23 protein-coding genes are annotated in these 21,012 nt (G+C 58.2%); 9 read left to right on the top strand and 14 right to left on the bottom strand.

Annotated elements, in window-relative coordinates; genetic code table 11:
* Nucleotides 1-275 precede the first annotated feature (275 nt).
* The 5 genes from ACR0IY_RS14480 to ACR0IY_RS14460 form a co-directional block, all read right to left on the bottom strand.
* Nucleotides 276-725, bottom strand: coding sequence for a hypothetical protein (locus ACR0IY_RS14480; protein WP_480674455.1), 450 nt, complete (start codon nucleotides 723-725; stop codon nucleotides 276-278).
* Nucleotides 726-895: 170 nt separating this feature from the next.
* The gene (locus tag ACR0IY_RS14475; RefSeq protein WP_480674454.1) at nucleotides 896-1,249 is read right to left on the bottom strand and encodes a hypothetical protein; all 354 of its coding nucleotides are present in this window, start codon (nucleotides 1,247-1,249) and stop codon (nucleotides 896-898) included.
* 129 nt (nucleotides 1,250-1,378) lie between these two features.
* On the bottom strand, nucleotides 1,379-1,861 hold the full coding sequence (locus tag ACR0IY_RS14470; protein ID WP_480674452.1) for a hypothetical protein: 483 nt from the start codon (nucleotides 1,859-1,861) through the stop codon (nucleotides 1,379-1,381).
* A gap of 117 nt (nucleotides 1,862-1,978) precedes the next feature.
* Nucleotides 1,979-2,158: a CTP synthetase gene (locus ACR0IY_RS14465; protein ID WP_480674450.1), complete on the bottom strand. Its 180-nt coding sequence runs from the start codon at nucleotides 2,156-2,158 to the stop codon at nucleotides 1,979-1,981.
* 89 nt (nucleotides 2,159-2,247) lie between these two features.
* On the bottom strand, nucleotides 2,248-2,568 hold the full coding sequence (locus ACR0IY_RS14460) for a hypothetical protein (protein ID WP_480674448.1): 321 nt from the start codon (nucleotides 2,566-2,568) through the stop codon (nucleotides 2,248-2,250).
* 196 nt (nucleotides 2,569-2,764) lie between these two features.
* On the opposite strand from ACR0IY_RS14460, the gene ACR0IY_RS14455 reads away from it, so the two are divergent.
* Complete coding sequence (locus ACR0IY_RS14455; RefSeq protein WP_480674446.1) at nucleotides 2,765-3,712, top strand: aldo/keto reductase; 948 nt, start codon at nucleotides 2,765-2,767, stop codon at nucleotides 3,710-3,712.
* A 36-nt stretch (nucleotides 3,713-3,748) separates the two neighbouring features.
* Here the strand turns inward: ACR0IY_RS14455 and lepA are convergent, their stop codons facing one another.
* On the bottom strand, nucleotides 3,749-5,548 hold the full coding sequence (gene lepA, locus ACR0IY_RS14450) for a translation elongation factor 4 (protein WP_480674444.1): 1,800 nt from the start codon (nucleotides 5,546-5,548) through the stop codon (nucleotides 3,749-3,751).
* A 441-nt stretch (nucleotides 5,549-5,989) separates the two neighbouring features.
* Between lepA and ACR0IY_RS14445 the strand changes: the two genes are divergently transcribed.
* From ACR0IY_RS14445 to ACR0IY_RS14435, 3 genes are all read left to right on the top strand, one after another.
* Nucleotides 5,990-6,928 (top strand): tetratricopeptide repeat protein, encoded by a 939-nt coding sequence (locus tag ACR0IY_RS14445; protein ID WP_480674442.1) that lies wholly within the window; start codon nucleotides 5,990-5,992, stop codon nucleotides 6,926-6,928.
* 141 nt (nucleotides 6,929-7,069) lie between these two features.
* Nucleotides 7,070-7,381: a hypothetical protein gene (locus tag ACR0IY_RS14440; protein ID WP_480674441.1), complete on the top strand. Its 312-nt coding sequence runs from the start codon at nucleotides 7,070-7,072 to the stop codon at nucleotides 7,379-7,381.
* Between the two features lie 66 nt (nucleotides 7,382-7,447).
* Complete coding sequence (locus tag ACR0IY_RS14435; RefSeq protein WP_480674439.1) at nucleotides 7,448-8,389, top strand: LysR family transcriptional regulator; 942 nt, start codon at nucleotides 7,448-7,450, stop codon at nucleotides 8,387-8,389.
* Here ACR0IY_RS14435 and ACR0IY_RS14430 read toward each other — a convergent pair.
* A complete protein-coding gene (locus ACR0IY_RS14430) occupies nucleotides 8,386-8,829 on the bottom strand; it encodes a low molecular weight protein-tyrosine-phosphatase (RefSeq protein ID WP_480674562.1) in 444 nt (147 codons plus the stop codon). The genes ACR0IY_RS14435 and ACR0IY_RS14430 overlap by 4 nt on opposite strands.
* A 28-nt stretch (nucleotides 8,830-8,857) precedes the next feature.
* On the opposite strand from ACR0IY_RS14430, the gene ACR0IY_RS14425 reads away from it, so the two are divergent.
* Complete coding sequence (locus tag ACR0IY_RS14425) at nucleotides 8,858-9,553, top strand: NAD-dependent deacylase (protein ID WP_480674437.1); 696 nt, start codon at nucleotides 8,858-8,860, stop codon at nucleotides 9,551-9,553.
* 69 nt (nucleotides 9,554-9,622) lie between these two features.
* Complete coding sequence (locus ACR0IY_RS14420; protein ID WP_480674435.1) at nucleotides 9,623-10,231, top strand: HdeD family acid-resistance protein; 609 nt, start codon at nucleotides 9,623-9,625, stop codon at nucleotides 10,229-10,231.
* 88 nt (nucleotides 10,232-10,319) lie between these two features.
* Here ACR0IY_RS14420 and ACR0IY_RS14415 read toward each other — a convergent pair whose 3' ends face one another.
* From ACR0IY_RS14415 to meaB, 5 genes are all read right to left on the bottom strand, one after another.
* Nucleotides 10,320-10,793: a copper chaperone PCu(A)C gene (locus ACR0IY_RS14415; protein WP_480674433.1), complete on the bottom strand. Its 474-nt coding sequence runs from the start codon at nucleotides 10,791-10,793 to the stop codon at nucleotides 10,320-10,322.
* 40 nt (nucleotides 10,794-10,833) lie between these two features.
* Complete coding sequence (locus ACR0IY_RS14410) at nucleotides 10,834-11,151, bottom strand: hypothetical protein (RefSeq protein ID WP_480674431.1); 318 nt, start codon at nucleotides 11,149-11,151, stop codon at nucleotides 10,834-10,836.
* A 436-nt stretch (nucleotides 11,152-11,587) separates the two neighbouring features.
* Nucleotides 11,588-11,875, bottom strand: coding sequence for a 50S ribosomal protein L28 (gene rpmB, locus ACR0IY_RS14405; protein WP_480616186.1), 288 nt, complete (start codon nucleotides 11,873-11,875; stop codon nucleotides 11,588-11,590).
* A 119-nt stretch (nucleotides 11,876-11,994) separates the two neighbouring features.
* Nucleotides 11,995-13,188, bottom strand: a complete 1,194-nt coding sequence (locus tag ACR0IY_RS14400) for a Hint domain-containing protein (RefSeq protein WP_480674429.1) — start codon at nucleotides 13,186-13,188, stop codon at nucleotides 11,995-11,997.
* Between the two features lie 130 nt (nucleotides 13,189-13,318).
* On the bottom strand, nucleotides 13,319-14,293 hold the full coding sequence (gene meaB, locus ACR0IY_RS14395) for a methylmalonyl Co-A mutase-associated GTPase MeaB (protein WP_480674427.1): 975 nt from the start codon (nucleotides 14,291-14,293) through the stop codon (nucleotides 13,319-13,321).
* A gap of 129 nt (nucleotides 14,294-14,422) precedes the next feature.
* On the opposite strand from meaB, the gene hrpB reads away from it, so the two are divergent.
* The 3 genes from hrpB (at nucleotide 14,423) to ACR0IY_RS14380 (ending at nucleotide 18,986) form a co-directional block, all read left to right on the top strand.
* Nucleotides 14,423-16,867 (top strand): ATP-dependent helicase HrpB, encoded by a 2,445-nt coding sequence (gene hrpB / locus ACR0IY_RS14390; protein WP_480674425.1) that lies wholly within the window; start codon nucleotides 14,423-14,425, stop codon nucleotides 16,865-16,867.
* An 89-nt stretch (nucleotides 16,868-16,956) separates the two neighbouring features.
* A complete protein-coding gene (locus ACR0IY_RS14385; RefSeq protein ID WP_480674423.1) occupies nucleotides 16,957-17,415 on the top strand; it encodes an NUDIX hydrolase in 459 nt (152 codons plus the stop codon).
* Between the two features lie 92 nt (nucleotides 17,416-17,507).
* Nucleotides 17,508-18,986, top strand: coding sequence for an inorganic phosphate transporter (locus ACR0IY_RS14380; protein ID WP_480674421.1), 1,479 nt, complete (start codon nucleotides 17,508-17,510; stop codon nucleotides 18,984-18,986).
* A gap of 7 nt (nucleotides 18,987-18,993) precedes the next feature.
* Here the strand turns inward: ACR0IY_RS14380 and ACR0IY_RS14375 are convergent, their stop codons facing one another.
* Together ACR0IY_RS14375 and ACR0IY_RS14370 are read right to left on the bottom strand one after the other, a co-directional pair.
* Entirely contained in the window at nucleotides 18,994-19,968 is a 975-nt protein-coding gene (locus ACR0IY_RS14375; protein WP_480674419.1) for a 2-dehydropantoate 2-reductase, read from the bottom strand.
* Between the two features lie 66 nt (nucleotides 19,969-20,034).
* Nucleotides 20,035-20,997, bottom strand: a complete 963-nt coding sequence (locus ACR0IY_RS14370; RefSeq protein WP_480674417.1) for a pirin family protein — start codon at nucleotides 20,995-20,997, stop codon at nucleotides 20,035-20,037.
* Between the last annotated feature and the right edge of the window lie 15 nt (nucleotides 20,998-21,012).

The following is a 21,012-nucleotide window of genomic DNA, read 5'->3' as shown; positions in this document are numbered from 1 at the left end:
CATGAAAGTCAGGCCGGACGGCAGTTATTAACGCCGAAAGTGACAATGCGCTGAAGGACCGCAAACCCAGACGTCCCTACCGAGGAACGCCACAAAGCGGCGGGAAAACGTCTGAAGCCTGCCACCGGCGATAAGGGGCCGCCCGACCTACCCTCTCCTTCAGGAGACGCGGGTTGTGGTTTTGAGAAGCGCTCCGGCCCGATCGGGATTACCAATCACGCGCTGCGGCAACCCGCAGCTAGTACCCCCTACAGACCGACCGGGCCAGAGACACTTCAGTTCACCTGACGTTCCAGAACGGTGCTGTAGGTCGTTCCGTTACGCAGGCTACGGAAATCCGCGTAGATCTTCCCGTCTTCATAGCGAGCATCAATCAAAGCGTTCGCGCCGATCACAAGCGGTGAGGTTTCGACGATGCCTATGGTTCCCGATCCATCCAGGCTGATCGTGCCTGTGGCCTCGTTTTCATTCCATTCGCTATCGCCTTCACGACGCCATTTGCTGGGACCCCAGAAAACGTTGTCTTCCTGAACCTGAACGTCCAGCATCCACTCGGCCTGATTGAACCTTGGCTCGTCGCCACGTTGGAAGTGGCTAGGTGAAACGGTGGTATAGGCCCCCAGCCACGTACCGCGCAGGTCGGGCGTTGTGTCGGCAAGCGCGGCGGTCCCAAGGGTTAAGGTCGTGGCCAGAGCGGCTGCTCCGGCAGTCAAATATCTGGTCATTGGCTCTCTCCTCCGATGTCTGACCATTGCTGGCCTGCTGAACAGATTGGAAGAGAGGGCGCAGGTTACAACTTACCTAAGGGAAACTTCATAAAGGGTTTAGGCGCACATAAGAACTCAGCCGCGCAAAGCCGCAAGTAAACCTGATTTCCACATTATAAATCTTATATTTACAGAATTATCGCCAAAATTTCCGCCAGTCCGATGAGCGCCAGAAGCGCATTCGAAGTCATCATCAATGCCCCTATGTTGTGCCCTGCGACCCCCTTGCCGAAATTGGTTTGCGCAAATTCGTCGTCCATATCGCCGCGCAGGTTCCTGACATCATCCAAGGCTGTGCTACCCGCCAAAATTCCAAACGCGGCAGTGGCAATCACCAGAACGATTAAGACCAACGAAATTCCGTCAGGGCCAAATCCGATGATTGCAGCAAGGGCCACATATGCAAAAATCGTTGTCCGCATGATATGATAATAATGGTCCAGACGACCCATTGTGATACTGGAACGCAGCTGCTGGTCCATGACAGTCCCCCTATGAATTTCTTGTTTACAATGAGGGGAGTATATCACTTTAGACCGGATTCCCGAAATCAGGCCGCGCCTTGACCGGCGCACATAGCTGATGCGCCGGTCAATTGGTAAGGGCCGCATTCAGTCGATGGTAATGCTGCCGGCGATCGTGTTCACGAATTTGCTGGTGTCCGGGTCGGTGAGCGACGAAAAGGTCCCCCCGCCCGTGGCGCTGGCCCAGTTTCCGGTGCCGCCCGAGACGGCCCAGTCCCCCGTCAACGCGCCATCAGCGCCCAGTCCCGTAGCGGTCCAGCTCATCACCGCCTTTTCCCCGGACGCAGTGTCGAACACGCAGTTCCCGGTGCCCGAGACCCCTGCCCCGTTTACCATCACCGCGCCGAAACAGGTGCCTTTGGCGCCTTCCAGCGGGTGGCCTGCGGCGACCTCGAAACTGTCGTAATCAGTCTGAGATTGAATCACCGCGTGGCCGTCTGAAATGCCATAGACCTTATTCGAATTCACGCCCATCCCCTTGGCGCCCCCATCAAAGGTTTCCGCCTGTACCTGGATGGTCAGGCCGACGCTGAGGACGGCGATTGCGGTGGCAGTTAAGAACTTGTGCATAATTACCTCTCATTTCTGAGGGTCTTGCGTTGCAAGCATCTGAATAAAAAGGCCGCCTGAACGCGGTCCCCCGCGCGGAGGATAACACATTCCGATCTTTGCGTCTAAAGCAGGCGCTCAGCCTTCGAGCTTGCGGGCCACCAGAACCGAGATCGGGAACGCCGCCACAAAGCCCACGACCGCAGCGATCAACAGGGATGTCCACGATGCGTTGCCCATGACCAGAACTGCAATCACAGCGGAGCCTGCAAGGGTGGAACCAAGAAAGATGTGAAGGATCAGCGTCAGCGGCGACATAGGGGCCTCGTTCTTGTCAGTCTGTTTGTGCGGAGACTAGGACGAAGGCCGGGAGTGGTCCTTGATCTGGGTCAGAAAACGCAGCGCGTTCAGGCCCATGCCAGTGCTGTTCCAACCATGACGAGGCCAATCCCCGCAATTTCACGGTACGAGAAATTCTCGCCGAACAGAACGTATGAGGCGGTGGCGATCAGAATGACCTCGGCTCCCAGAATGCCGGTGTAGATGATGCCCAGACGTTCCTCGCGCAGGGCAGCGAGTTCCAACGACGCGGCGGCCAGCAGGGTTACAACGATCAAAAGGCTGAGACCGACACCGGGGATTTTCCACCAGAACTTCATCGCGATCATGGCAACAGAATAAAGGCCCGCCGATCCGAATGCGATAAGGGGGATGAGCGATGTGGACATGGGGGCCTCCTGCTGAGGTTGTCGTGGGGTCAACTGTAGCAGGTGCGAAGAGTTGGGGCTGTGAGGCTGGTCACAGTTTCAGCTCCCCATTCGCTTCTCCTGATTCAATTATTGAGCCACCAAAACTTGCGGAGAATGGCCGAACTGTTCAGTATTCATGAATTCACGCATTCGAATTAATCTTGGGGAGGAGGCAATGAAAACATCTCGTGAAATCGGTCGAACCGGGGTGCGGATTCCAGCAATTGGCTTTGGATCAACCGGGATAGGAAGCATTCCTCAGATTTATGGCTACGAAGTTGATGAGAACCGGGCGCGGGAAACTTTGCATGCTATACTTGCGCGTCCGGATGGATTTATCGACACCGCTCGAGGCTATGCTTTGGGGCGTAGTGAAGAGCGCATCGGGAGCGTCATCCGCGAACTCGGCGGCTGGCCGGAGGGCCGAATACTGTCAACGAAAGTTGACCGTGACATGGAAACGGGCGTTTTCGATGCGACCCAAGCACGGAGGTCCTTCGAGCAAAGCCTTGGGGCGCTCGGAGTTGACCGCGTTGACATCCTTCACTTGCATGACCCGGAATACGCAGCCGATGTGACCGAGATCACCCGCACTGGCGGTGCGCTGGATGAATTATTCAAAATCAAAGAAGAAGGTCTTGCGACCGCTGTGGGCCTGGCGGGCGGGCAGCTAAACGTACTGATACCAATGCTGCAGGACAGGGATTTCGACGTAGTGATGACGCATAACCGGCACACGCTCGTAAACATGAATGCTACGCCATTGATCGAACTGGCCAACTCAAAGGGCATTGCGGTATTAAATGCAGCCCCTTACGCCGGCGGAATACTGGCCAGAGGTAGTTCAATACACCACTTCTACGTCTACCGCCCTGCAACAGAAGAAACGCTTGCCCCAGCGCGCGCGGTCGAGGAGATATGTGCCCGCTATGACGTACCCGTGGGGGCGCTGGCGCTGCAATTCTCTATGCGGGACTCGAAAGTTGATTCAACGGTGTGCGGGGTGACGTGGCCCCAGCATATTGAACAGACTCTCGATTGGTCCGACTGGGACATTCCTGAGACGGTTTGGCGTGAGGTCGCCGACCTTGGGCAATCGGAAGCTGATCCAGAAGCCTCGTAAATTCGATCAGGCTAGACGGAAGAAAACGGACAGCCTTCAACTGTCCATCTTCAACGCTGAAATAAACGCTTCCTGCGGGATATCGACCTTCCCGAACTGGCGCATCTTTTTCTTACCGGCCTTCTGCTTCTCCAGCAGCTTACGTTTCCGCGTGGCATCCCCACCATAACATTTCGCGGTCACGTCCTTGCGCAGGGCCGAGAGGGTCTCACGGGCGATGACCTTGCCTCCAATGGCGGCCTGGATCGGGATTTTGAACATGTGGCGCGGGATCAGGTCCTTGAGCTTTTCGCACATCGCCCGGCCCCGCATCTCGGCCCGGTCGCGGTGAACCATCGTCGACAGCGCATCAACCGGTTCGTCATTCACAAGGATCGACATCTTGACCAGCGCGTCCTCGCGGTAGCCGGTCATCTGGTAGTCGAACGAGGCATAGCCCTTGGTCACCGATTTCAAGCGGTCGTAAAAGTCGAAGACAACCTCGTTCAGCGGCAGGTCATAGACAACCATGGCGCGGCTGCCCGCATAGGTCAGGTCCATCTGGATACCGCGGCGGTCCTGGCAGAGTTTCAGCACGTCGCCGAGGTATTCGTCGGGCACCAGAATGGTCGCCTTGATACGCGGCTCCTCAAGGTGGTCGACCTTGGACAGGTCCGGCATGTCGGCGGGGTTGTGCAACTCGATCATCTCGCCGTCTTTCATGAAGACGTGGTAGATCACCGACGGCGCGGTGGTGATGAGCTCGATATCGTATTCGCGTTCGATGCGGTCGCGGATCACCTCAAGGTGCAAAAGCCCGAGGAAGCCGCAGCGGAAGCCAAAGCCCAGCGCGGCCGAGGTTTCCATTTCAAAGCTGAACGAGGCGTCGTTTAGCGCCAGCTTTTCGATCGCATCCCGCAGGTCTTCGAATTCAGCCGAGTCCACGGGGAAGAGGCCACAGAACACCACCGGCTGCGCGGGTTTGAAGCCCGGCAGGGCGACCTCGGTGCCGTTGCGGTCATTGGTGATGGTGTCACCGACGCGGGTGTCGCGGACCTGTTTGATCGAGGCCGTCAGGAAGCCGATCTCACCGGGGCCAAGGCTGTCAACCATCTCCATTTCGGGGCGGAAGACGCCAACGCGGTCGACATGGTGCAGGGTGCCGTTCGACATGAACTTGACCCGCATGCCCTTTTTCAACGTCCCGTCCATGATGCGGACCAGAACGATCACGCCCAGATAGGCGTCATACCACGAATCCACCAGCATCGCCTTGAGTGGCGCGTCAACGGTGCCCTGTGGCGCCGGCAAATGGGTGACGATGGCTTCCAGGGTCTCATGGATACCCTGCCCCGTCTTGGCCGAAACCTGAATAGCGTCGGTCGCGTCGATACCGATCACATCCTCGATCTGTTCGGCCACGCGGTCACAGTCGGAGGCCGGAAGGTCGATCTTGTTCAGCACCGGCACGATCTCATGATCAGCATCGATGGCCTGATACACGTTGGCCAGCGTCTGCGCCTCGACCCCTTGGGTCGAGTCCACAACCAGCAGCGAGCCCTCAACCGCGCGCATGGACCGCGAGACCTCATAGGCGAAGTCCACGTGGCCGGGGGTGTCGATCAGGTTCAGCACGTATTTCTCGCCGTCATCGGCGGTATAGTCGATGCGGACCGTGTTGGCCTTGATGGTGATGCCACGTTCACGCTCGATATCCATGCTATCGAGCAGCTGTTCCTTCATGTCGCGATCCTTCACCGTTCCGGTCTCCTGGATGAGCCGGTCAGCAAGGGTGGATTTGCCATGGTCGATATGGGCGACGATGGAGAAATTGCGGATATGAGCGAGGTCTGTCATGGGTTGGGGATATGTAGAGATTTTGAGGTTTGGTCAATGGAGGAAAGTAAAAGTGAACAGCCTCGCCGGGAACCTCGCTTTAACCAATACCAACCCACGATAAACTGCACCGCGCCTAAGTGGACCAAACCAACACAGTATGGTGGAGCCGATCGCACCAATTGACCGAAATCCTTCTTGACGAGAAACCGATGAAATGCACTCTGCCAGAAAGTGATTTCGGCCTCTGTTGTTGCCCACGACGTGGTCTCGACAACAGAGCTAATAAATGGATTTCAAAAGTTGAAACTAGGTAAGTCTCGTATTCTCATACGTTTGGTCGCACTTATCATTACTGTTTTGGCCGTAGGCTGGATAGTGCGCGAACGACCTGCGAGTTCACTGGTTACTACAAACGATCCAGCAACAGAGTCTTGCACGAACCGCAAGCAAGACCCGAACGTGATCATTGCTATCTGCACGGAACTGATCAATGCCGGAGTTTCATCGTCAAAAACGCTCGCTGCCTTTCATGTGCGTCGTGGATATGCACTGGATCGAATAGACAATTGGACCGAGGCCATCATCGACTTTAATCGGGCTATCGAACTGAACCCGAAAGACTTTCAAGCTTGGCAAGGCAAGAGCTTCGCGCTTGATGGGCTCGACGAAGATCTAGCAGCGTTGGAAGCTGTGGAACAGTCCTTGGCGCTCGCTCCCACTATGAGATATAGCGTGAATAGAAAATTCCGTCTCCTCACCAAGCTTGAGCGTTTTGAAGAAGCGGACGAGTACTATTCCCAACTCATGGCAGCTTATCCTGCTTCGGAAGACCCCAGGAGGTATTGGATGCCGCAGGAACTGGGCAGAATGAGGCTTGCTCTTGGACAACCAGAAGCCGCCGCCGAAGTGTTGAAAATTGCGGTTCAAAGCAACCCACGTGATCAAAAGAGCCGAGAGCTGTTCTTTCGCTCATGCATCGAACTCGGTGCTGATTGCCCGAGGCTTTTGCCAGATTCCGAAGATGTTTCCGAGGACCGGGACTGCAACGCAACCGCCAACCAACTAGCTGCACAATTTCCGAAGTTCTGGGAGTCCCTCCATCCCGAGGCCGCGGGAACTGATGCAGCTCTTGATAAGCAAGTGAACAAGGCACGAATGGAGCTACTTGAGGCAGCGTATATTACCTATTCGATTGCCCTGCAAATGAGCGAAGAAGAAGAAATCCCAGAAGAAAACTTTCTCTTGTTCGAAGGGCTGGTTTCCTGTGTTGAGACAGGTGATCTTTTCAATCCGATTGAAATCGTTGGCCTGTCCGAAGAGACCAAAACATTTCATGGGGGCATCGTTAGAAAGAACATGGTCGATTTGGCGCACTACATGCAAACGAAGGCCGAATAATCTGTATTTCGCTGTATCTGAATGGCACCCAATCACTTTTTCGCAACGTATGATTGATCCCGAATCCACTTTGATTCATACTCCCGCCCAGACCGAGAGGGGCACAAGACCCGTCCGGGCAGGCAAAAACGAGGCATGAGCATGAAACAGTTCCTCTTAATCGCATTCTGTGCCACGTCGCTTTCGACAGTGGCTCCGGCTCCAACCGAGGCGGCTCAGATCAAACGGGCGTGTCTGGCGTCTGACCGCACGGCCGCGACACGGGCGCGGTGCAGTTGCATTCAGCGGGTGGCCAATCAGGCGCTGACCCGCAGCGATCAGAAGACCGTGGCCAAGTGGTTCAGCGATCCGCATCAGGCGCAGGAGTTGAAGATGTCGCAGACCGCGCGCGATGATGCTCTGTGGGATCGGTATCAGAACTTTGGCCAGATGGCGCAGGCGATCTGCAGCTAACGCATTCTGAATACTTGACCTGACGTTGGCTGCGCCCCAGAAAAGGCGCAGCGAAAGGTATATCTGATGGTTATGAAAGGGATGACCCTGCGTGGGCTCGAAGTATTCGAGGCACTCGCGCGAACGGGATCGGTGGCACAGGCCGCCGAAATCACCGGGCTCAGCCAGCCATCAGTGTCGCAGCAATTGCGCAATCTGGAAAACGCCTTGGGCACCGAACTGGTGGATCATGGGCGACGTCCAATGCGGCTGACGCAGGCCGGGCGCAGTTTTCTGGTGCGGACCGAAGCGGTGCTGGCAGAGTTGCAGATGGCCCAAAGCGAACTGACGGTGATGGATCTGGGGCACCTGACGACACTGTCCATCGGTCTGATCGACGATTTCGACAATGACCTGACGCCTCGGTTGGCAACACTGCTGGCTGACAGCCTCACCCGGTCGAAATTCAAACTCATCACCCTTCCCAGCCTGGATCTGTTTGCCGACCTTGAAGCCCAGCGCCTGCATATGGCGGTGTCCGCGCATACCGGTGAATTTCTGGAAGGTGTGGTCGAATACCCTTTGGTTCAGGACCCGTTCATTCTGGTGACCCCCAAAGGCACAGAGAACGCAACTCAGGACCTGCCCTTCCTTCGCTATGCCCGTGAGCAATTGATCAGCCGTCAGATTGAATCTCATCTGTCCCGGCAAAAACTGGACTTTGAAGAGCGGTTCGAGATCGGCTCGCACTTAGCGTTGATGGCGATGGTCGCGCGCGGGTTGGGCTGGGCGGTGACCACGCCGCTGGGTTATATGCGTGCCGCACGGTTCCACAATGGGTTGCAAGTCCACCCGTCTCCGTTTGGCGAGTTCGCACGGACCATATCACTCTTTACCCGCAACGATTGGTCCGACCAGGTGCCGCAAGAGGTTGCGGACATGATGCGTCGCCTGATGCGCAGCCAGATCATCGACCCGGCACTGGATCAATTGCCGTGGTTAAGCGGCAGGCTGAAGGTGATTGGTTAGCCTCGCAAATGTGCATCTAACCCTTCGATCGCGATCTCGATCAGATCCAGCGCTCCATCGAAATCACGCGTGTAGTACGGATCAGGCACGTGATCGGCGCCGGATTGCGGCGCGAAATCAGTCAGCAGGCGCACAGGTGTGCTGTTTCCCGCGGGCCGCAACTGCTCGATGCGCGCGATGTTCTCGGCATCCATTCCAATGATCATGTCAAACCGGTCGAAATCCCCAGCCACAAATTGCCGCCCGCGCAGATCGCTGAGGTCAATGTCGCGCGCCAAGGCTGCCGCTTGCATCGGCTCATAAGGCGGATTGCCGACATGCCAGTCCGAGGTTCCGGCACTGTCAGTGGTATGGTGGGGTGCTCGGGCACGGAAAATGCCTTCGGCGGCGGGGGAACGGCAGATATTGCCCAGACAGACAAAGAGGATACGGTGGGTCATAAGCCATGGTGTAACGCGTAGGGCAAAGATGGAAAAGATTGTCATTTTGACAGGGGCCGGAATTTCCGCCGAGAGCGGGCTGGGCACGTTTCGCGATGAGGGCGGGTTATGGGCAAAGCACAGGATCGAGGATGTGGCCACTCCCGACGGGTTTGCTCGCGACCCGGCATTGGTGCATGGGTTCTACAATGCGCGCCGTGTGCAGGCCGCCGCCGCCCGGCCCAACGCCGCGCACACGGCGCTGGCCCGCCTGCAAAAAGACTATTGCGGCGAGGTAGTGATCGTGACCCAGAATGTCGACAGCCTTCACGAGGCCGGAGGAGCACATCACGTGATCCACATGCATGGCACGCTGGCCGGCGCACTTTGCGCGGCCTGCGGCCACCGCTGGCCCTCAAAGCCTGAGATGGCCGTGGGCGAACCGTGCCCCACCTGTGCCGCCCCTACCGCCCGGCCTGACGTCGTCTGGTTTGGCGAGATGCCCTACCACATGGATGAAATCTATGACCATCTGTCCGGGGCCACGGTATTCGCCGCGATTGGCACATCGGGGCAGGTCTACCCGGCTGCCGCCTTTGTACACGAGGCCAGCCTGGCCGGAGCTTCTACTGTCGAGCTGAACCTTGAACCTTCAACCGGCGCATCGAGCTTCGATGAGGTCGTTCTGGGCCCGGCCACAGAAACTGTACCGCGCTGGGTTGATGGGTTGCTTGGTCAGAAATGATTGCAATATCAATAAAAGTGGGTCGGACAATTCAGTTACACTAAAGGCCCTACAAGCCGGGAGGACACGATGAAAGACCCCCAGTATCCACGTGAAGAGATATTAGACGACAACAGCCTTCACAATCGCGACGCTCTCGGCGATCAACTTGCAGGGCTGTGGTGGACATTTCTCCTGCGTGGCGCCTTGGCCGGCGCCCTTGGAATCGCCGCGCTGTTCTGGCCAACGGGCAGCATTTCCTTGTTGTTGAGGCTTGTTGGCGTGCTGCTGATCTTTGATGGCGGTCTGACTCTCCTGGGCTTTGGTCGCCGCGGAGTGATCGGCGGCATGGGCGTTGGTGCGCTGCTGATCGGCCTAGTTTTGCTAATCTGGCCCGAGGGGGTCGCCAGGCTGGCATTCTTCTTGTTGGGCGCCTGGGCCCTGATTGTAGGTATCGGTTCCCTGATGGCCTGGCGACAAATGCCAGAACGCAACCCCGACGCGCCGACGGTGCGTAATTCAGGTGTTGTGGCCCTCATAATCGGGCTGGTGCTGATGTTCTGGCCCGGCAGTGGCACGGTGGCCCTGGGCTGGGCGATCGCCTTCCTGGCTTTGGCCTTCTCAGTGGTGATGTTTTGGCTGGCGGCCCGTTTCAAACGCGCTCATGCACGCGTGGCTATGCGGGTGGTTAATCGCTGACCCTTTTATTGAAACGAAATCAGGCCGGGTAAAACCCGGCCTGCTGCATGGATGACGGCCGCAACGCGGCCCGAAGACAGGCATCGCCTCAGTTCGAATGCGTCCCGTGACCACCGGCGTCCTGACGTTCCAGATCAACCGGAACCTCAATCTCGACCTCGCCTGCCTTCTCAAAAATCAGGGTGACCGGCACCGTGGCACCCTGCTCGAACGGAGCGGTCAGTCCCATAAACATGACATGGTCGCCACCACGCTTGAGCATATGCGTCTTACCCGCAGGAATAACGAAACCTTCCTCAACATGGGTCATCTTGGCAACGCCATTTTGGTCGATCAGGTGTGTGTGCAACTCAACCCGCGCGGCAGCGTCTGACGTCACACCAACTAGCCGGTCGTCAGCCTCACCGGAGTTCTGAATCATCATAAAGGCCGCACCGGCCTTGGCGCTTGCACCCGATGACCGGGCATAAGCATCCTCGACGGTAATAGTGTCCTGCGCAAAGGCAGATGTCGCAAAGGTGGCCGCGGCCAGTGTGACCAGCAATTTGGATTTGAGGGACATAGCACCTCTCCTTTTCTGAGTGTCTGATAGGAAAAACTCTTCAGACCACTTTCGGAGGCGCGCGTGCAGGCCTGTCCGGAACCGGCAGCGCAACCAGATTGCCTGATCTACGTAGGGGGGCCGGAGGTGTTATTTCCGGCGCTGCTGGCAATGCAGGCGCCGCGACCTCAATCGCGCTCAACAGGGTCAAGGCATATTCAGGGCAGAAGTGCGGAGCGTGCGTTGGCTGGCCTTCGGCGTCCATATAGACCACCACCGGCCCGGATCCGGTGCACAGCTCCATCTTCCCGACCGCTCTGTCCATTCCGCGCGAGGCAGCCACCCCCTGCCCCATCAAAATGATGAGCAGTGACAGCATTAGCGATACTATTTTGTGCAGAACGGTCTTCATCCTGCGCTTGGTATAGGCCGGGCATGAAGCAGGCTTCAAGCGCAATCGGATGCGCTTGAAGCCACAGGTCAGGAGTTTGGTGTCAGCTATCCAGTTCGGGACGTTTAACTGAACCTTTCGTCAGACTCGTATGCAACCTGTTCACCTGACGTTGCATCCGAAAGCATGTCCCAAACACTTTGCCTAAAAAGGCAGCCAACAGGGAGAGGAAATCAGAAAGCTTTAACGACATGAAACATAACTCCGTCAGATGAATATGTATGAGCATAAGATCAAACGAGCACCAAGTATGTGAACAACGTCACCCACTCAAATCTTTTAGTTCCGAACTGAGAACAGCCCACAAAAGAAAAACCCTGCACCTTTCGGTACAGGGTCGAATTCTTCGCAGTAAAGTAAAGGCTTAGGCCGAGGCTTGTGCCTTGGCGATTTCCTTTTTCACTTTCAGCGCGTTCGCAGACAGATCTTCGTCCTTGGCTTTGGCCAGGAACGCGTCCAGACCACCACGGTGGTCAACCGAGCGCAGCGCGGCTGCCGAGATGCGCAGCTTAACGCCACGGCCCAGGGTTTCCGATTGCAGGGTAACATCGTTCAGGTTGGGCAGAAAACGACGACGAGTTCTGTTTTTGGCGTGGCTGACATTGTTGCCAGTCATCGGGCCTTTTCCGGTCAGTTCGCAACGGCGCGACATGGTTTCTTCCTTTGTTTCTGGAGGCCGGGCATCGTGCCAGCGGCCAAATCACAAGGGGCGCAACCCGAAGTCGCGCCCGAAAACTGGTTGGATGCGTGTAGTGGGAATCGCCGGGAGGGTCAAGACGGATCGCACGAATTCTTTGCGCCAGCATCGCGGGTCAACATATCCGGGTGTATCTGGGCTAACAACAGAGGTTTGTTGTTTTTCCTGTGTCGCTCCAACAGGTGAACCAGCTGCCGCCCACGCGGGATAAACCGCGCTGGACGCGGTGCCAGGTTCTGTTCGACCAGTTCCGGGAAAATTTCGAATATCTCGCGCCGCGCTTCGGGGCCTAGGGCATTCATAGCTTCAACCCCGGTGAACAGGCTTTCGGTCGGCGCATTTTCTGCAAAAATCACCTGATGACTATTAAATAACAGGTGAAAATACTCGACCCCGGGTACCGTTTCATCAACGAAGATTCCAGGCAGGATCGTCAGTTTGATCGCCGGGATCAACACCTCGGCTGTACCAAACATCCGTTTCGCGATCTTCGATTGAACAAACATCCTGTGCTGCCGTGAGACCAATAGATCCCGCCTTGGCAGCCCATTTCCCAGCGCGCCAGCCAAAATACGCACGGGCCAAAGTCTCGGATTCTCCAGCAAAGTAGACCGGTCGAAATGCTTGCGCCCAATCCAGCGGATAGGCTGCGCTCCCTCGCCCAGCGTTGGAATCAGATCGCCAGCGCACAAGTTCTGAATCGGGCACCGCCCACGCTGTGTCAGGATCTCTGTGTCGCGGGTAAAGCACGGAACGCCTGATCCGTTCTCGAAGGCCGAATAGGTCACAACAATGCCTGACGGCAGGGTAAACGTGCCGCTGGACACGGAATAACCAACACCGTCCTGCACCGTGATGGTGCCGAACACATTGTCATTTATGACCGTTCCGACAGGCAGGTTCAGCGTATCGGTGCCACTGCCGCCGCGAATATCCTGACTGACGGAGGTACTGCTGAAATTGAGGGTATCGTCGCCAGCACCCAGCCGAATTGAGCCCACAGTGGACCCGCTAATGTTTACCGTGTCGGAATCTCCGCCGCTGGCTATCCGCCCGCCCACGGTACTGTTGGTGACGGTTATGGTGTCATTGCCCGCGTTTCCGACCACGTTTTCGGCGATGGTGCTGTTGCTGACATTTATGTCGTCATCACCACCCCGGCCCCTAATATTGTCAATCGGAGAGCCCTGCGGGGATCCATTCAGGATTCCGCTGTTGTCTGTGACGTCAATATTGTCGCCGCTATTTGTCCCAGTAATACGGGGCATTCAGACTGATCCTGTCCATCAGGGAGACCAGAATACCACCTTTCTTCACCGCAGTCAGCGCACTTTACAACTTTGGGTGGAAAGCGCTGATTTTTGGACTTCTTCACCTGGGGCTAAAGTGCGGAAATTATTACGTTATTAGCGAGGCCAACATGGTTTCTGCGGCTGCCGAGGGGCTCAGATCACCTGTACGTACCTGCTGGCCAAGCTCCTCCATCTCGGTCCGCGCCTGAGCGGTCGCAAGCTTTGCCAAGAGGGCTGCGCGAACTTCCTGCTCGAACCAATACTGCGCCTGAGCCGCGCGGTTCGCCTCCCAGTGGCCACTGCCCCGCCGGGCTTGCGACAGGGATTGCATCTCGGCCCATGCGCCCTCTAGCCCGTGCTCCTCGACCGCCGAGACCGTCATGGCCTTGGGAAACCCTTCGGGGTCTTGCGGGCGCTTGCGCAACAGGCGCAGCGCCCCTGCGTAATCGGCGCAGGTGCGCGTGGCGGTAGCCTTGAGGTCGCCGTCCGCCTTGTTCACCAAAATGATGTCGGCCATCTCCATGATGCCGCGCTTGACGCCCTGCAATTCGTCCCCGCCCGCCGGGGCCAGCAACAGCAGGAACAGGTCGGACATTTCGGACACTACGGTTTCCGACTGCCCGACGCCTACGGTTTCGATCAGAACCACGTCGAACCCGGCCGCCTCGCACAATGCAATCGCCTCGCGCGTGCGGCGGGCCACCCCGCCCAGATGCGACTGGCTGGGGGACGGGCGGATAAAGGCGTTCTTGTCGCGGCTTAGGCGCTCCATCCGGGTCTTGTCACCCATAATGGACCCGCCCGAACGGGCTGAGCTTGGATCAACGGCCAGAACCGCGACCCGCAGCCCCTGCCCTGTCAGCATCATGCCAAAGCTTTCGATAAACGTGGATTTTCCGACCCCAGGTGTGCCCGAAAGACCTATGCGCAGGGATTGCCGCCCGGACTTGGCCAGATAGCCCAGCAACTCGGTCGCTTGTGCACGGTGATCCGCGCGGCCGCTTTCGACCAGAGTAATGGCGCGGGCCAGCGCGCGCCGGTCCCCATTCAAGATCCTGTCGCCCATCTCAGCGATATTCATGCGCGGCCCCTTACCTGACTTCGCCCTAGATGAAGGAGCAGCACGGGGTTTGTCCAGAGCCAAGCGTCGAGGATGTGCCTCAGCCGCTTGGAACTGGACCTTGGTCCGGAGTTGACGGATAAACCCCGAATGACAACACGCCTGCCCATCGACGATGCCATTCCTGATCTGCTTGCAGCCCTGAAAGCCTCGGGGCGCGCGGTGTTGCAGGCCCCGCCGGGCGCGGGCAAGACGACACGAGTGCCGCTGGCAATTCTAAAGGCCGGGTTGTGTGACGGCAAAATCGTCATGCTGGAGCCGCGCAGGCTGGCCGCACGCGCCGCCGCCGAGCGAATGGCCGAGACATTGGGCCAACGCGTTGGCGAGACAGTCGGCTACCGCGTACGCGGCGAGACAAAGGTTTCGAAATCCACCCGGATCGAGGTCGTGACCGAAGGCATCCTGACCCGGATGCTGCAATCCCAGCCTGATCTTCCCGGAGTGGGCGCAGTGATCTTCGACGAATTCCACGAACGGTCCCTCAACGCTGATCTGGGACTAGCCTTGTGCCTAGAGGTCAGCGGTGCCCTGCGGGACGACCTGATCCTGTTGGCCATGTCCGCCACGCTGGATGCGGACCCTGTCGGGCGTTTGATGAACGCGCCACTGGTCACGTCCGAGGGCCGCAGTTATCCGGTCGAAATCCGCTGGGCGGACCGGCCATTGGACCCTCGGGGGCGACGGCTCGAGGCTTTGGTGGACTTGGTGGCTCAGGCCGAACGGGACACGCGTGCGACCGGCGGCGGCGTTCTAGCGTTCCTGCCCGGCGAGGGTGAAATCCGGCGCGCCGAAGCAGCCTTGTCAACCCGCTTGCCCGATGACTGTACAGTGCGCCCCCTGTTTGGCGCGATGCCATTTGCGGCCCAGCGTGCGGCGATTGCACCGGAGGAAAAAGGGCGGAAAGTGGTCCTGGCAACATCCATTGCAGAAACCTCTCTGACAATTCCGGACATCCGCGTGGTGGTGGATATGGGGCAAGCGCGTCGGGCGCGTTTCGATCCAGGTTCCGGGATGTCTCGGCTGGTCACCGAACGCGTTACGCGGGCCGAAGCGACCCAACGCGCCGGGCGCGCTGGGCGCGTGGCCGAAGGGGTTTGTTTCAAGCTGTGGTCCAAAGGAGAGGAAGGAGCGCTGGCAGCTTATCCCCCGGCGGAAATCGAGGCGGCAGACCTGACAGGACTGGCGCTGGAACTGGCCCTGTGGGGGGCAGAACCGGATGATCTGGCATTTCTGACACCCCCGCCCGAAGGAACGATGGCCGAAGCGAAAACCCTGCTGACAATGCTGGGCGCGCTGGATGCCAAAGGCCGGATAACCGATCATGGCCGCGCGCTGGCTGCGCTCCCCCTGCATCCACGATTAGGGCATATGCTTGAAAGCGCGGGGCCTGAAGCTGCACAGCTGGCGGCCCTGATGGCCGAGCGTGATCCGCTCAAGGGTGCTCCGTCTGACATGTTGCTGCGGCTGGAGGCCCTGCGCGACCTTCGCGCTTTCCAGCGCAACAGGGTCTGGCAGGTGAATACCGGCGCTGTTGACCGTATCCGGGCCGAGGCCAAACGCCTGCGGGCTTCGGGCGGCCCCGGCAACCTGAGCCCCGCTGCCATGGCCGCGCTTGCCTACCCGGACCGGATCGGGCAACGCCGCAAGGGTGACGTTCCACGTTACATCCTGTCAGGGGGCAAGGGGGTGATCCTCGATAGCGACGATATACTCGCCGCTGCGCCTTATCTTGTTGTCACTGACACGGACGGAAATCCCCGTGAGGCCCGGGTGCGGATGGCAGCGCAAATCACCGAACGCGAAATACGCGACCTGTTCGCCGACCAGATCGACTGGATAAACACCTGCGCGTGGTCCAAGCGCGACCGGCGCGTTATCGCACGGCGACAGGAGCGGTTTGGGGCAATCACTCTGGGTGACCTCATCTGGAAGGACGTTCCCGACGAAACGGTGGCACACGCAATGCTGGAAGGTGTACGCGATTTGGGGTTGAGGTTGGACGGTTCCGCCGCACGTTTGGCCGCCCGTGTGGAAATGGTGCGGGCCGAAGGGGCAGACCTGCCGGATTTCTCGACCGAAGGGCTAGCCGAAACACTGGAAGACTGGCTGTTGCCCATGCTTTCAGGCGTCCGAAATGCCGAGGATTGGAAACGGTTCGACCTGCTCCCTGCCCTGCGCGCCCGGCTGGACTGGAACCAGACACAGGAATTGGATCGCCGCGCACCGGGGTCGTTTGAAACGCCGCTGGGGCGAAAGGTCCCGATAGACTACGGCGCTGAAATTCCCGAAATATCGGTGCGCTTGCAAGAACTGTTCGGCGTCACACAACACCCAGTGGTTGGGGGTGAGGCGCTGAAGATTACCTTGCTGTCCCCGGCGCAGCGTCCGATCCAGATCACCCGAGACCTCCCTGGTTTCTGGGCCGGATCTTATGCCGATGTTCGCAAGGACATGCGGGCGCAATATCCCAAACACCCCTGGCCCGAAGACCCTACCCAGGCAGACCCAACACTGCGCGCCAAAAAACGCCGGTGAACCCGATTTTCGGGGAAACATTGTAATACCCTTACAACATTGTTATATTTCACAGCTTCAGGCGGCACCGAAAAAGAATAATTCGAGCAATGATGGCATGGCTGCAGAAAATCTGGGAAGAGGTCGCGCGACCTCTGTTTATGCGCCCGCAAATGGTGCAATTTGCGGCGCTGTGCACGCGCAACTCCAATTCCGGGAAAGAGGTCTTGCTGATCACCAGCCGCGGCACAGGACGCTGGATCATTCCCAAGGGTTGGCCGATTGATGGAAAAGACGGGGCCGAAACAGCGCTGCAGGAAGCCTGGGAAGAAGCCGGCGTGCGCGCGCCCTCTCCTGCCAAAGAGCCGGTTGGTCATTTCACGTACGAGAAAACCATGAAAGATGGCCTGATCCAGCAGGTCCAAACCAACGTGTACCAGATCGAGGTCCACGAACTGGCCGACGAGTACCCCGAAGCTGGTGTACGCAAACGGGTCTGGATTTCCCCGCAAGAGGCGGCTGAACGTGTAAATGAACCTGAACTGCGCGATTTGCTGCGCAAGATCTAGGAAATTCTCGAAAACTTGATGACGAACCGGTTGCCCGTCCGGGTGAAAGGGAATAGCCGCGTGCCTCTAACCCAAAGGCACGCTGGAAACTCATGTCGGATTCGACCGCAAAAACCCGTTGGCAGGCGCTGGACAGCGATTTGCAACGCATCTCACGCGTTGAGACTGCAAATGCCTATGTGGCGCGCCCAATGCTGGCCCCCGGTGTCGCACTGGCCTTTATTGCGCTGGCCGGATTGTCTGCGGCGGTGTTTTTCGGACAGGCCGATGGCAGCCTGGTTGTCATCGCTGCAGCGGCGTTCGGGGCCTATATGGCGATCAATATCGGAGCCAACGACGTAGCCAACAACATGGGCCCAGCTGTTGGCGCTAATGCGTTGACCATGGGTGGCGCAATCGTCATCGCCGCTATCGCCGAAAGTGCGGGGGCCTTGCTGGCCGGAGGGGATGTGGTTTCGACCATCTCAAAGGGCATCATCGACCCGGCATCAGTTCAAAACAGCAATGTCTTCATCTGGGCGATGATGGCCGCGCTGATTTCATCGGCCATGTGGGTAAACCTTGCAACTTGGATCGGCGCGCCCGTTTCGACCACGCATTCGGTCGTGGGTGGCGTGATGGGCGCGGGCATTGCCGCCGCAGGGCTGAGCGCGGTCAGCTGGAGCACTATGAGTGCGATTGCCGCAAGCTGGGTCATCTCGCCGGTTCTTGGCGGGCTGATCGCCGCTGGGTTCCTTGCTCTGATCAAAGCCAAGATTCAGCATCAGGACGATAAAATTGCCGCCGCACGGCGATGGGTTCCCATTCTTGTGGCCTTGATGGCGGCCGCGTTTACCACATACCTTGCTGTCAAAGGCCTCAAACGGATTGTGAAGATCGAACTGGAAGTCGCGGTGATGATCGGTCTGGCGTCGGGCCTGTTGGTCTGGGGTGTGACGGTACCCTGGGTTCGACGTAAGTCCGAAGGGTTAGAGAACCGAACTAAGTCATTGAAAGCCCTTTTCGGCTTGCCGCTCGTGATTTCAGCCACGTTCCTCAGCTTTGCCCACGGTGCCAATGACGTTGCAAACGCGGTTGGACCTTTGGCAGCCATTGTGCACGCCGCGGAAGTTGGTGATTTTGTTTCGAAAGTCGCTATCCCCGGTTGGGTCATGGTGATCGGGGCCTTTGGGATTTCCTTCGGACTTTTTCTGTTTGGCCCCAAACTGATACGCTTGGTGGGCAGTCAGATCACCAAACTGAACCCGATGCGTGCCTTCTGTGTGGCCTTGTCCGCTGCCATCACTGTGATCGTGGCCAGCTGGATGGGCCTACCGGTCAGCTCAACACACATTGCGGTCGGCGCTGTGTTTGGGGTCGGGTTCTACCGCGAATGGCACTCGGACCGCCGCCGGAAACGCTCAAACCAGATGCGCCCGCCCGAGCAACGTTTGGCCCGTGAAGAATATCAGCGACGCAAGCTGGTGCGTCGTTCGCATTTCATGACCATTGTTGCGGCCTGGATCATCACGGTTCCCGCAGCAGCTACAATGTCTGCGATGATTTTCATGGTTCTGACGGCCTTTGGCTGACAGCCCGCTAAGGCGTGATCTGACCCGGTAAAAACGCGGAATCGGGCGCCCGTTCCACCAGCTCCTGCACGCGGGAACAAATCGGAGTCGGCACACCGAATTCCGCGCCAAGGCGTATGATCTCACCCTGCAGGCTGTCGATTTCGGTCGGGCGCCCGGCCATCAGGTCATAGGCCATCGAAGTGCGCGCGCTGGGGTCAATTGTCAGCATACGTGCCGCAATCCGGGTAAAGACGGGCGTCGGCAGGCGCAGAATGTGCGGCGTCATCCACGCGGGCAGCGGCGTGGTCGATGTGACCGAGCATCCAGCGGCCTTCAAAACCGTCAATGCTTCGCTCATCTGGTCCGCCATCAGGCGACGCCAGTCCCGGTTCAGCAGTTGTTCTTTCAGAGTCAGGCCCGACAGGGCGTTCAACGCATTGTTGAGGTTGATCACCAGCTTGCCCCACTGAACGGCCTCAATGTTCTCGCTTTCGATGACAGGCAAGTCAGCATTGCTGAGCCTTTGACTCAGCGCACCCGGTCCGCTTTCAAGAACGATCTCGCCAGAGGTTGCGCGATGAAAGCAAGCCGGTTCGGTCGGAACCACGTTAAATGGCACCATCCCGGCGCGGACATCGTGATCCGGCAACGCCGCGCGCAGGGTGCGAATGTTCTCCATGCCGTTCTGCCAGGACAATACCGGGGCAGAGATTGGCGTGTGTTGCGCGACCTGCGCCGCCATTTCTGCCGTCGCACCAGCCTTGACCGTCACGATAACGGCCTCGGTTTCACTAAGGCAACCTGCGTCATGTGCCAGCGTCAGATTTTGCGGCGCAATATGGCGCTTGAGACCCGAGAAATCCGTGACTGTGAGGCCCTTGGCGCGTATCGGGTCCAGAATGCGCGGCCGGCCCAAAAGCGTGACGTTATGCCCGAAATGTGCCAGCAATGCCCCGCAATAGCACCCTATGCTGCCAGCACCAGCGATCACAATCTTCATGAAGTCCCTCCCCTGATGCAATGATCGCTGGGAACGAGGGTACAGACAAGGCCACCTGACGCTTGGTCAGCGCGCCCGCCTTGGCCTGGTGCGCTCCAGCTCTTCCGAGATGGGAGTGAACTCCTGATCGTCGCCCGGTGGCAGGTGAAACGCGCCCTTCGCCCAATCGGCGGCTTTCCATTCGCGCGTCGCCGTTTCGATCTTTTCCTTTGAGGATGACACGAAATTCCACCAGATATAGCGTTCTTCGTTCAACGTCGCGCCCCCCAGCAACATCAGTCGCGCGCCAAGCGGTCCGGCTTTGACGGATAGATGGTCGCCGGGGCGGAACACCATCATACGCCCCTCGTCAAAGCGATCACCCGCTATCTCGACAGAGCCCTGCAGGACGTAGACGCCGCGGTCTTCGTGATCATCAGGCAGTGGAATTGACGCACCGGCATCCAGCAGGACATCCAGATAGAAAGTTTCCGACAGCATTGTGACCGGGCTGACCTGACCATAGGCCGAACCCAGTATCAGCCGTGCACTAACACCTTTATCCTGAATATGCGGCAGTGCACCCTGTTTGTGATGTTCGAAATCTGGGGCCATATCCTCATGCGCTTCGGGGAGTGCCAGCCAAGTCTGGATGCCGAACAGGCTGTGATTTGTTTTTCGTGTGTCCTGACTTGTGCGTTCGGAATGGGTGACACCGCGACCGGCCACCATCCAGTTGACTTCGCCAGGGTAAATCATCTGATGGGTCCCAAGGCTGTCGCGATGCTCGAACTCTCCCTGATACAGATACGTCACCGTACCCAGACCGATATGAGGATGCGGCCGCACGTCAATGCCGCCATCCGTAATAAACTCGGCCGGGCCCACCTGGTCAAAAAAGATGAACGGCCCAACCAGCTGTCGTTTGACCGAAGGCAACGCGCGACGCACCTCAAACCCGCCCAGATCGCGGGCGCGCGGGATGATTAATGTGTCCAGCGCCGAATTCTTCGATTGGCAATCGGGGCCGAGGGTCGGATTCCAACTCATGCAGACTCTCCTGAG

The organism is Ruegeria sp. BC1 (genome assembly GCF_056539305.1).
This window is presented reverse-complemented; position numbering and strand designations above follow the sequence as displayed.

Excerpts from the sequence above, each read along its gene's own strand:
- ACR0IY_RS14480 (WP_480674455.1), bottom strand. The coding sequence starts at position 725 with ATGACCAGATATTTGACTGCCGGAGCAGCCGCTCTGGCCACGACCTTA.
- ACR0IY_RS14475 (WP_480674454.1), bottom strand. The coding sequence starts at position 1,249 with ATGGACCAGCAGCTGCGTTCCAGTATCACAATGGGTCGTCTGGACCAT.
- ACR0IY_RS14470 (WP_480674452.1), bottom strand. The coding sequence starts at position 1,861 with ATGCACAAGTTCTTAACTGCCACCGCAATCGCCGTCCTCAGCGTCGGC.
- ACR0IY_RS14465 (WP_480674450.1), bottom strand. The coding sequence starts at position 2,158 with ATGTCGCCGCTGACGCTGATCCTTCACATCTTTCTTGGTTCCACCCTT.
- ACR0IY_RS14460 (WP_480674448.1), bottom strand. The coding sequence starts at position 2,568 with ATGTCCACATCGCTCATCCCCCTTATCGCATTCGGATCGGCGGGCCTT.
- ACR0IY_RS14455 (WP_480674446.1), top strand. The coding sequence starts at position 2,765 with ATGAAAACATCTCGTGAAATCGGTCGAACCGGGGTGCGGATTCCAGCA.
- lepA (WP_480674444.1), bottom strand. The coding sequence starts at position 5,548 with ATGACAGACCTCGCTCATATCCGCAATTTCTCCATCGTCGCCCATATC.
- ACR0IY_RS14440 (WP_480674441.1), top strand. The coding sequence starts at position 7,070 with ATGAAACAGTTCCTCTTAATCGCATTCTGTGCCACGTCGCTTTCGACA.
- ACR0IY_RS14435 (WP_480674439.1), top strand. The coding sequence starts at position 7,448 with ATGGTTATGAAAGGGATGACCCTGCGTGGGCTCGAAGTATTCGAGGCA.
- ACR0IY_RS14430 (WP_480674562.1), bottom strand. The coding sequence starts at position 8,829 with ATGACCCACCGTATCCTCTTTGTCTGTCTGGGCAATATCTGCCGTTCC.
- ACR0IY_RS14425 (WP_480674437.1), top strand. The coding sequence starts at position 8,858 with ATGGAAAAGATTGTCATTTTGACAGGGGCCGGAATTTCCGCCGAGAGC.
- ACR0IY_RS14420 (WP_480674435.1), top strand. The coding sequence starts at position 9,623 with ATGAAAGACCCCCAGTATCCACGTGAAGAGATATTAGACGACAACAGC.
- ACR0IY_RS14415 (WP_480674433.1), bottom strand. The coding sequence starts at position 10,793 with ATGTCCCTCAAATCCAAATTGCTGGTCACACTGGCCGCGGCCACCTTT.
- ACR0IY_RS14410 (WP_480674431.1), bottom strand. The coding sequence starts at position 11,151 with ATGCTGTCACTGCTCATCATTTTGATGGGGCAGGGGGTGGCTGCCTCG.
- rpmB (WP_480616186.1), bottom strand. The coding sequence starts at position 11,875 with ATGTCGCGCCGTTGCGAACTGACCGGAAAAGGCCCGATGACTGGCAAC.
- ACR0IY_RS14400 (WP_480674429.1), bottom strand. The coding sequence starts at position 13,188 with ATGCCCCGTATTACTGGGACAAATAGCGGCGACAATATTGACGTCACA.
- meaB (WP_480674427.1), bottom strand. The coding sequence starts at position 14,293 with ATGAATATCGCTGAGATGGGCGACAGGATCTTGAATGGGGACCGGCGC.
- hrpB (WP_480674425.1), top strand. The coding sequence starts at position 14,423 with ATGACAACACGCCTGCCCATCGACGATGCCATTCCTGATCTGCTTGCA.
- ACR0IY_RS14385 (WP_480674423.1), top strand. The coding sequence starts at position 16,957 with ATGATGGCATGGCTGCAGAAAATCTGGGAAGAGGTCGCGCGACCTCTG.
- ACR0IY_RS14380 (WP_480674421.1), top strand. The coding sequence starts at position 17,508 with ATGTCGGATTCGACCGCAAAAACCCGTTGGCAGGCGCTGGACAGCGAT.
- ACR0IY_RS14375 (WP_480674419.1), bottom strand. The coding sequence starts at position 19,968 with ATGAAGATTGTGATCGCTGGTGCTGGCAGCATAGGGTGCTATTGCGGG.
- ACR0IY_RS14370 (WP_480674417.1), bottom strand. The coding sequence starts at position 20,997 with ATGAGTTGGAATCCGACCCTCGGCCCCGATTGCCAATCGAAGAATTCG.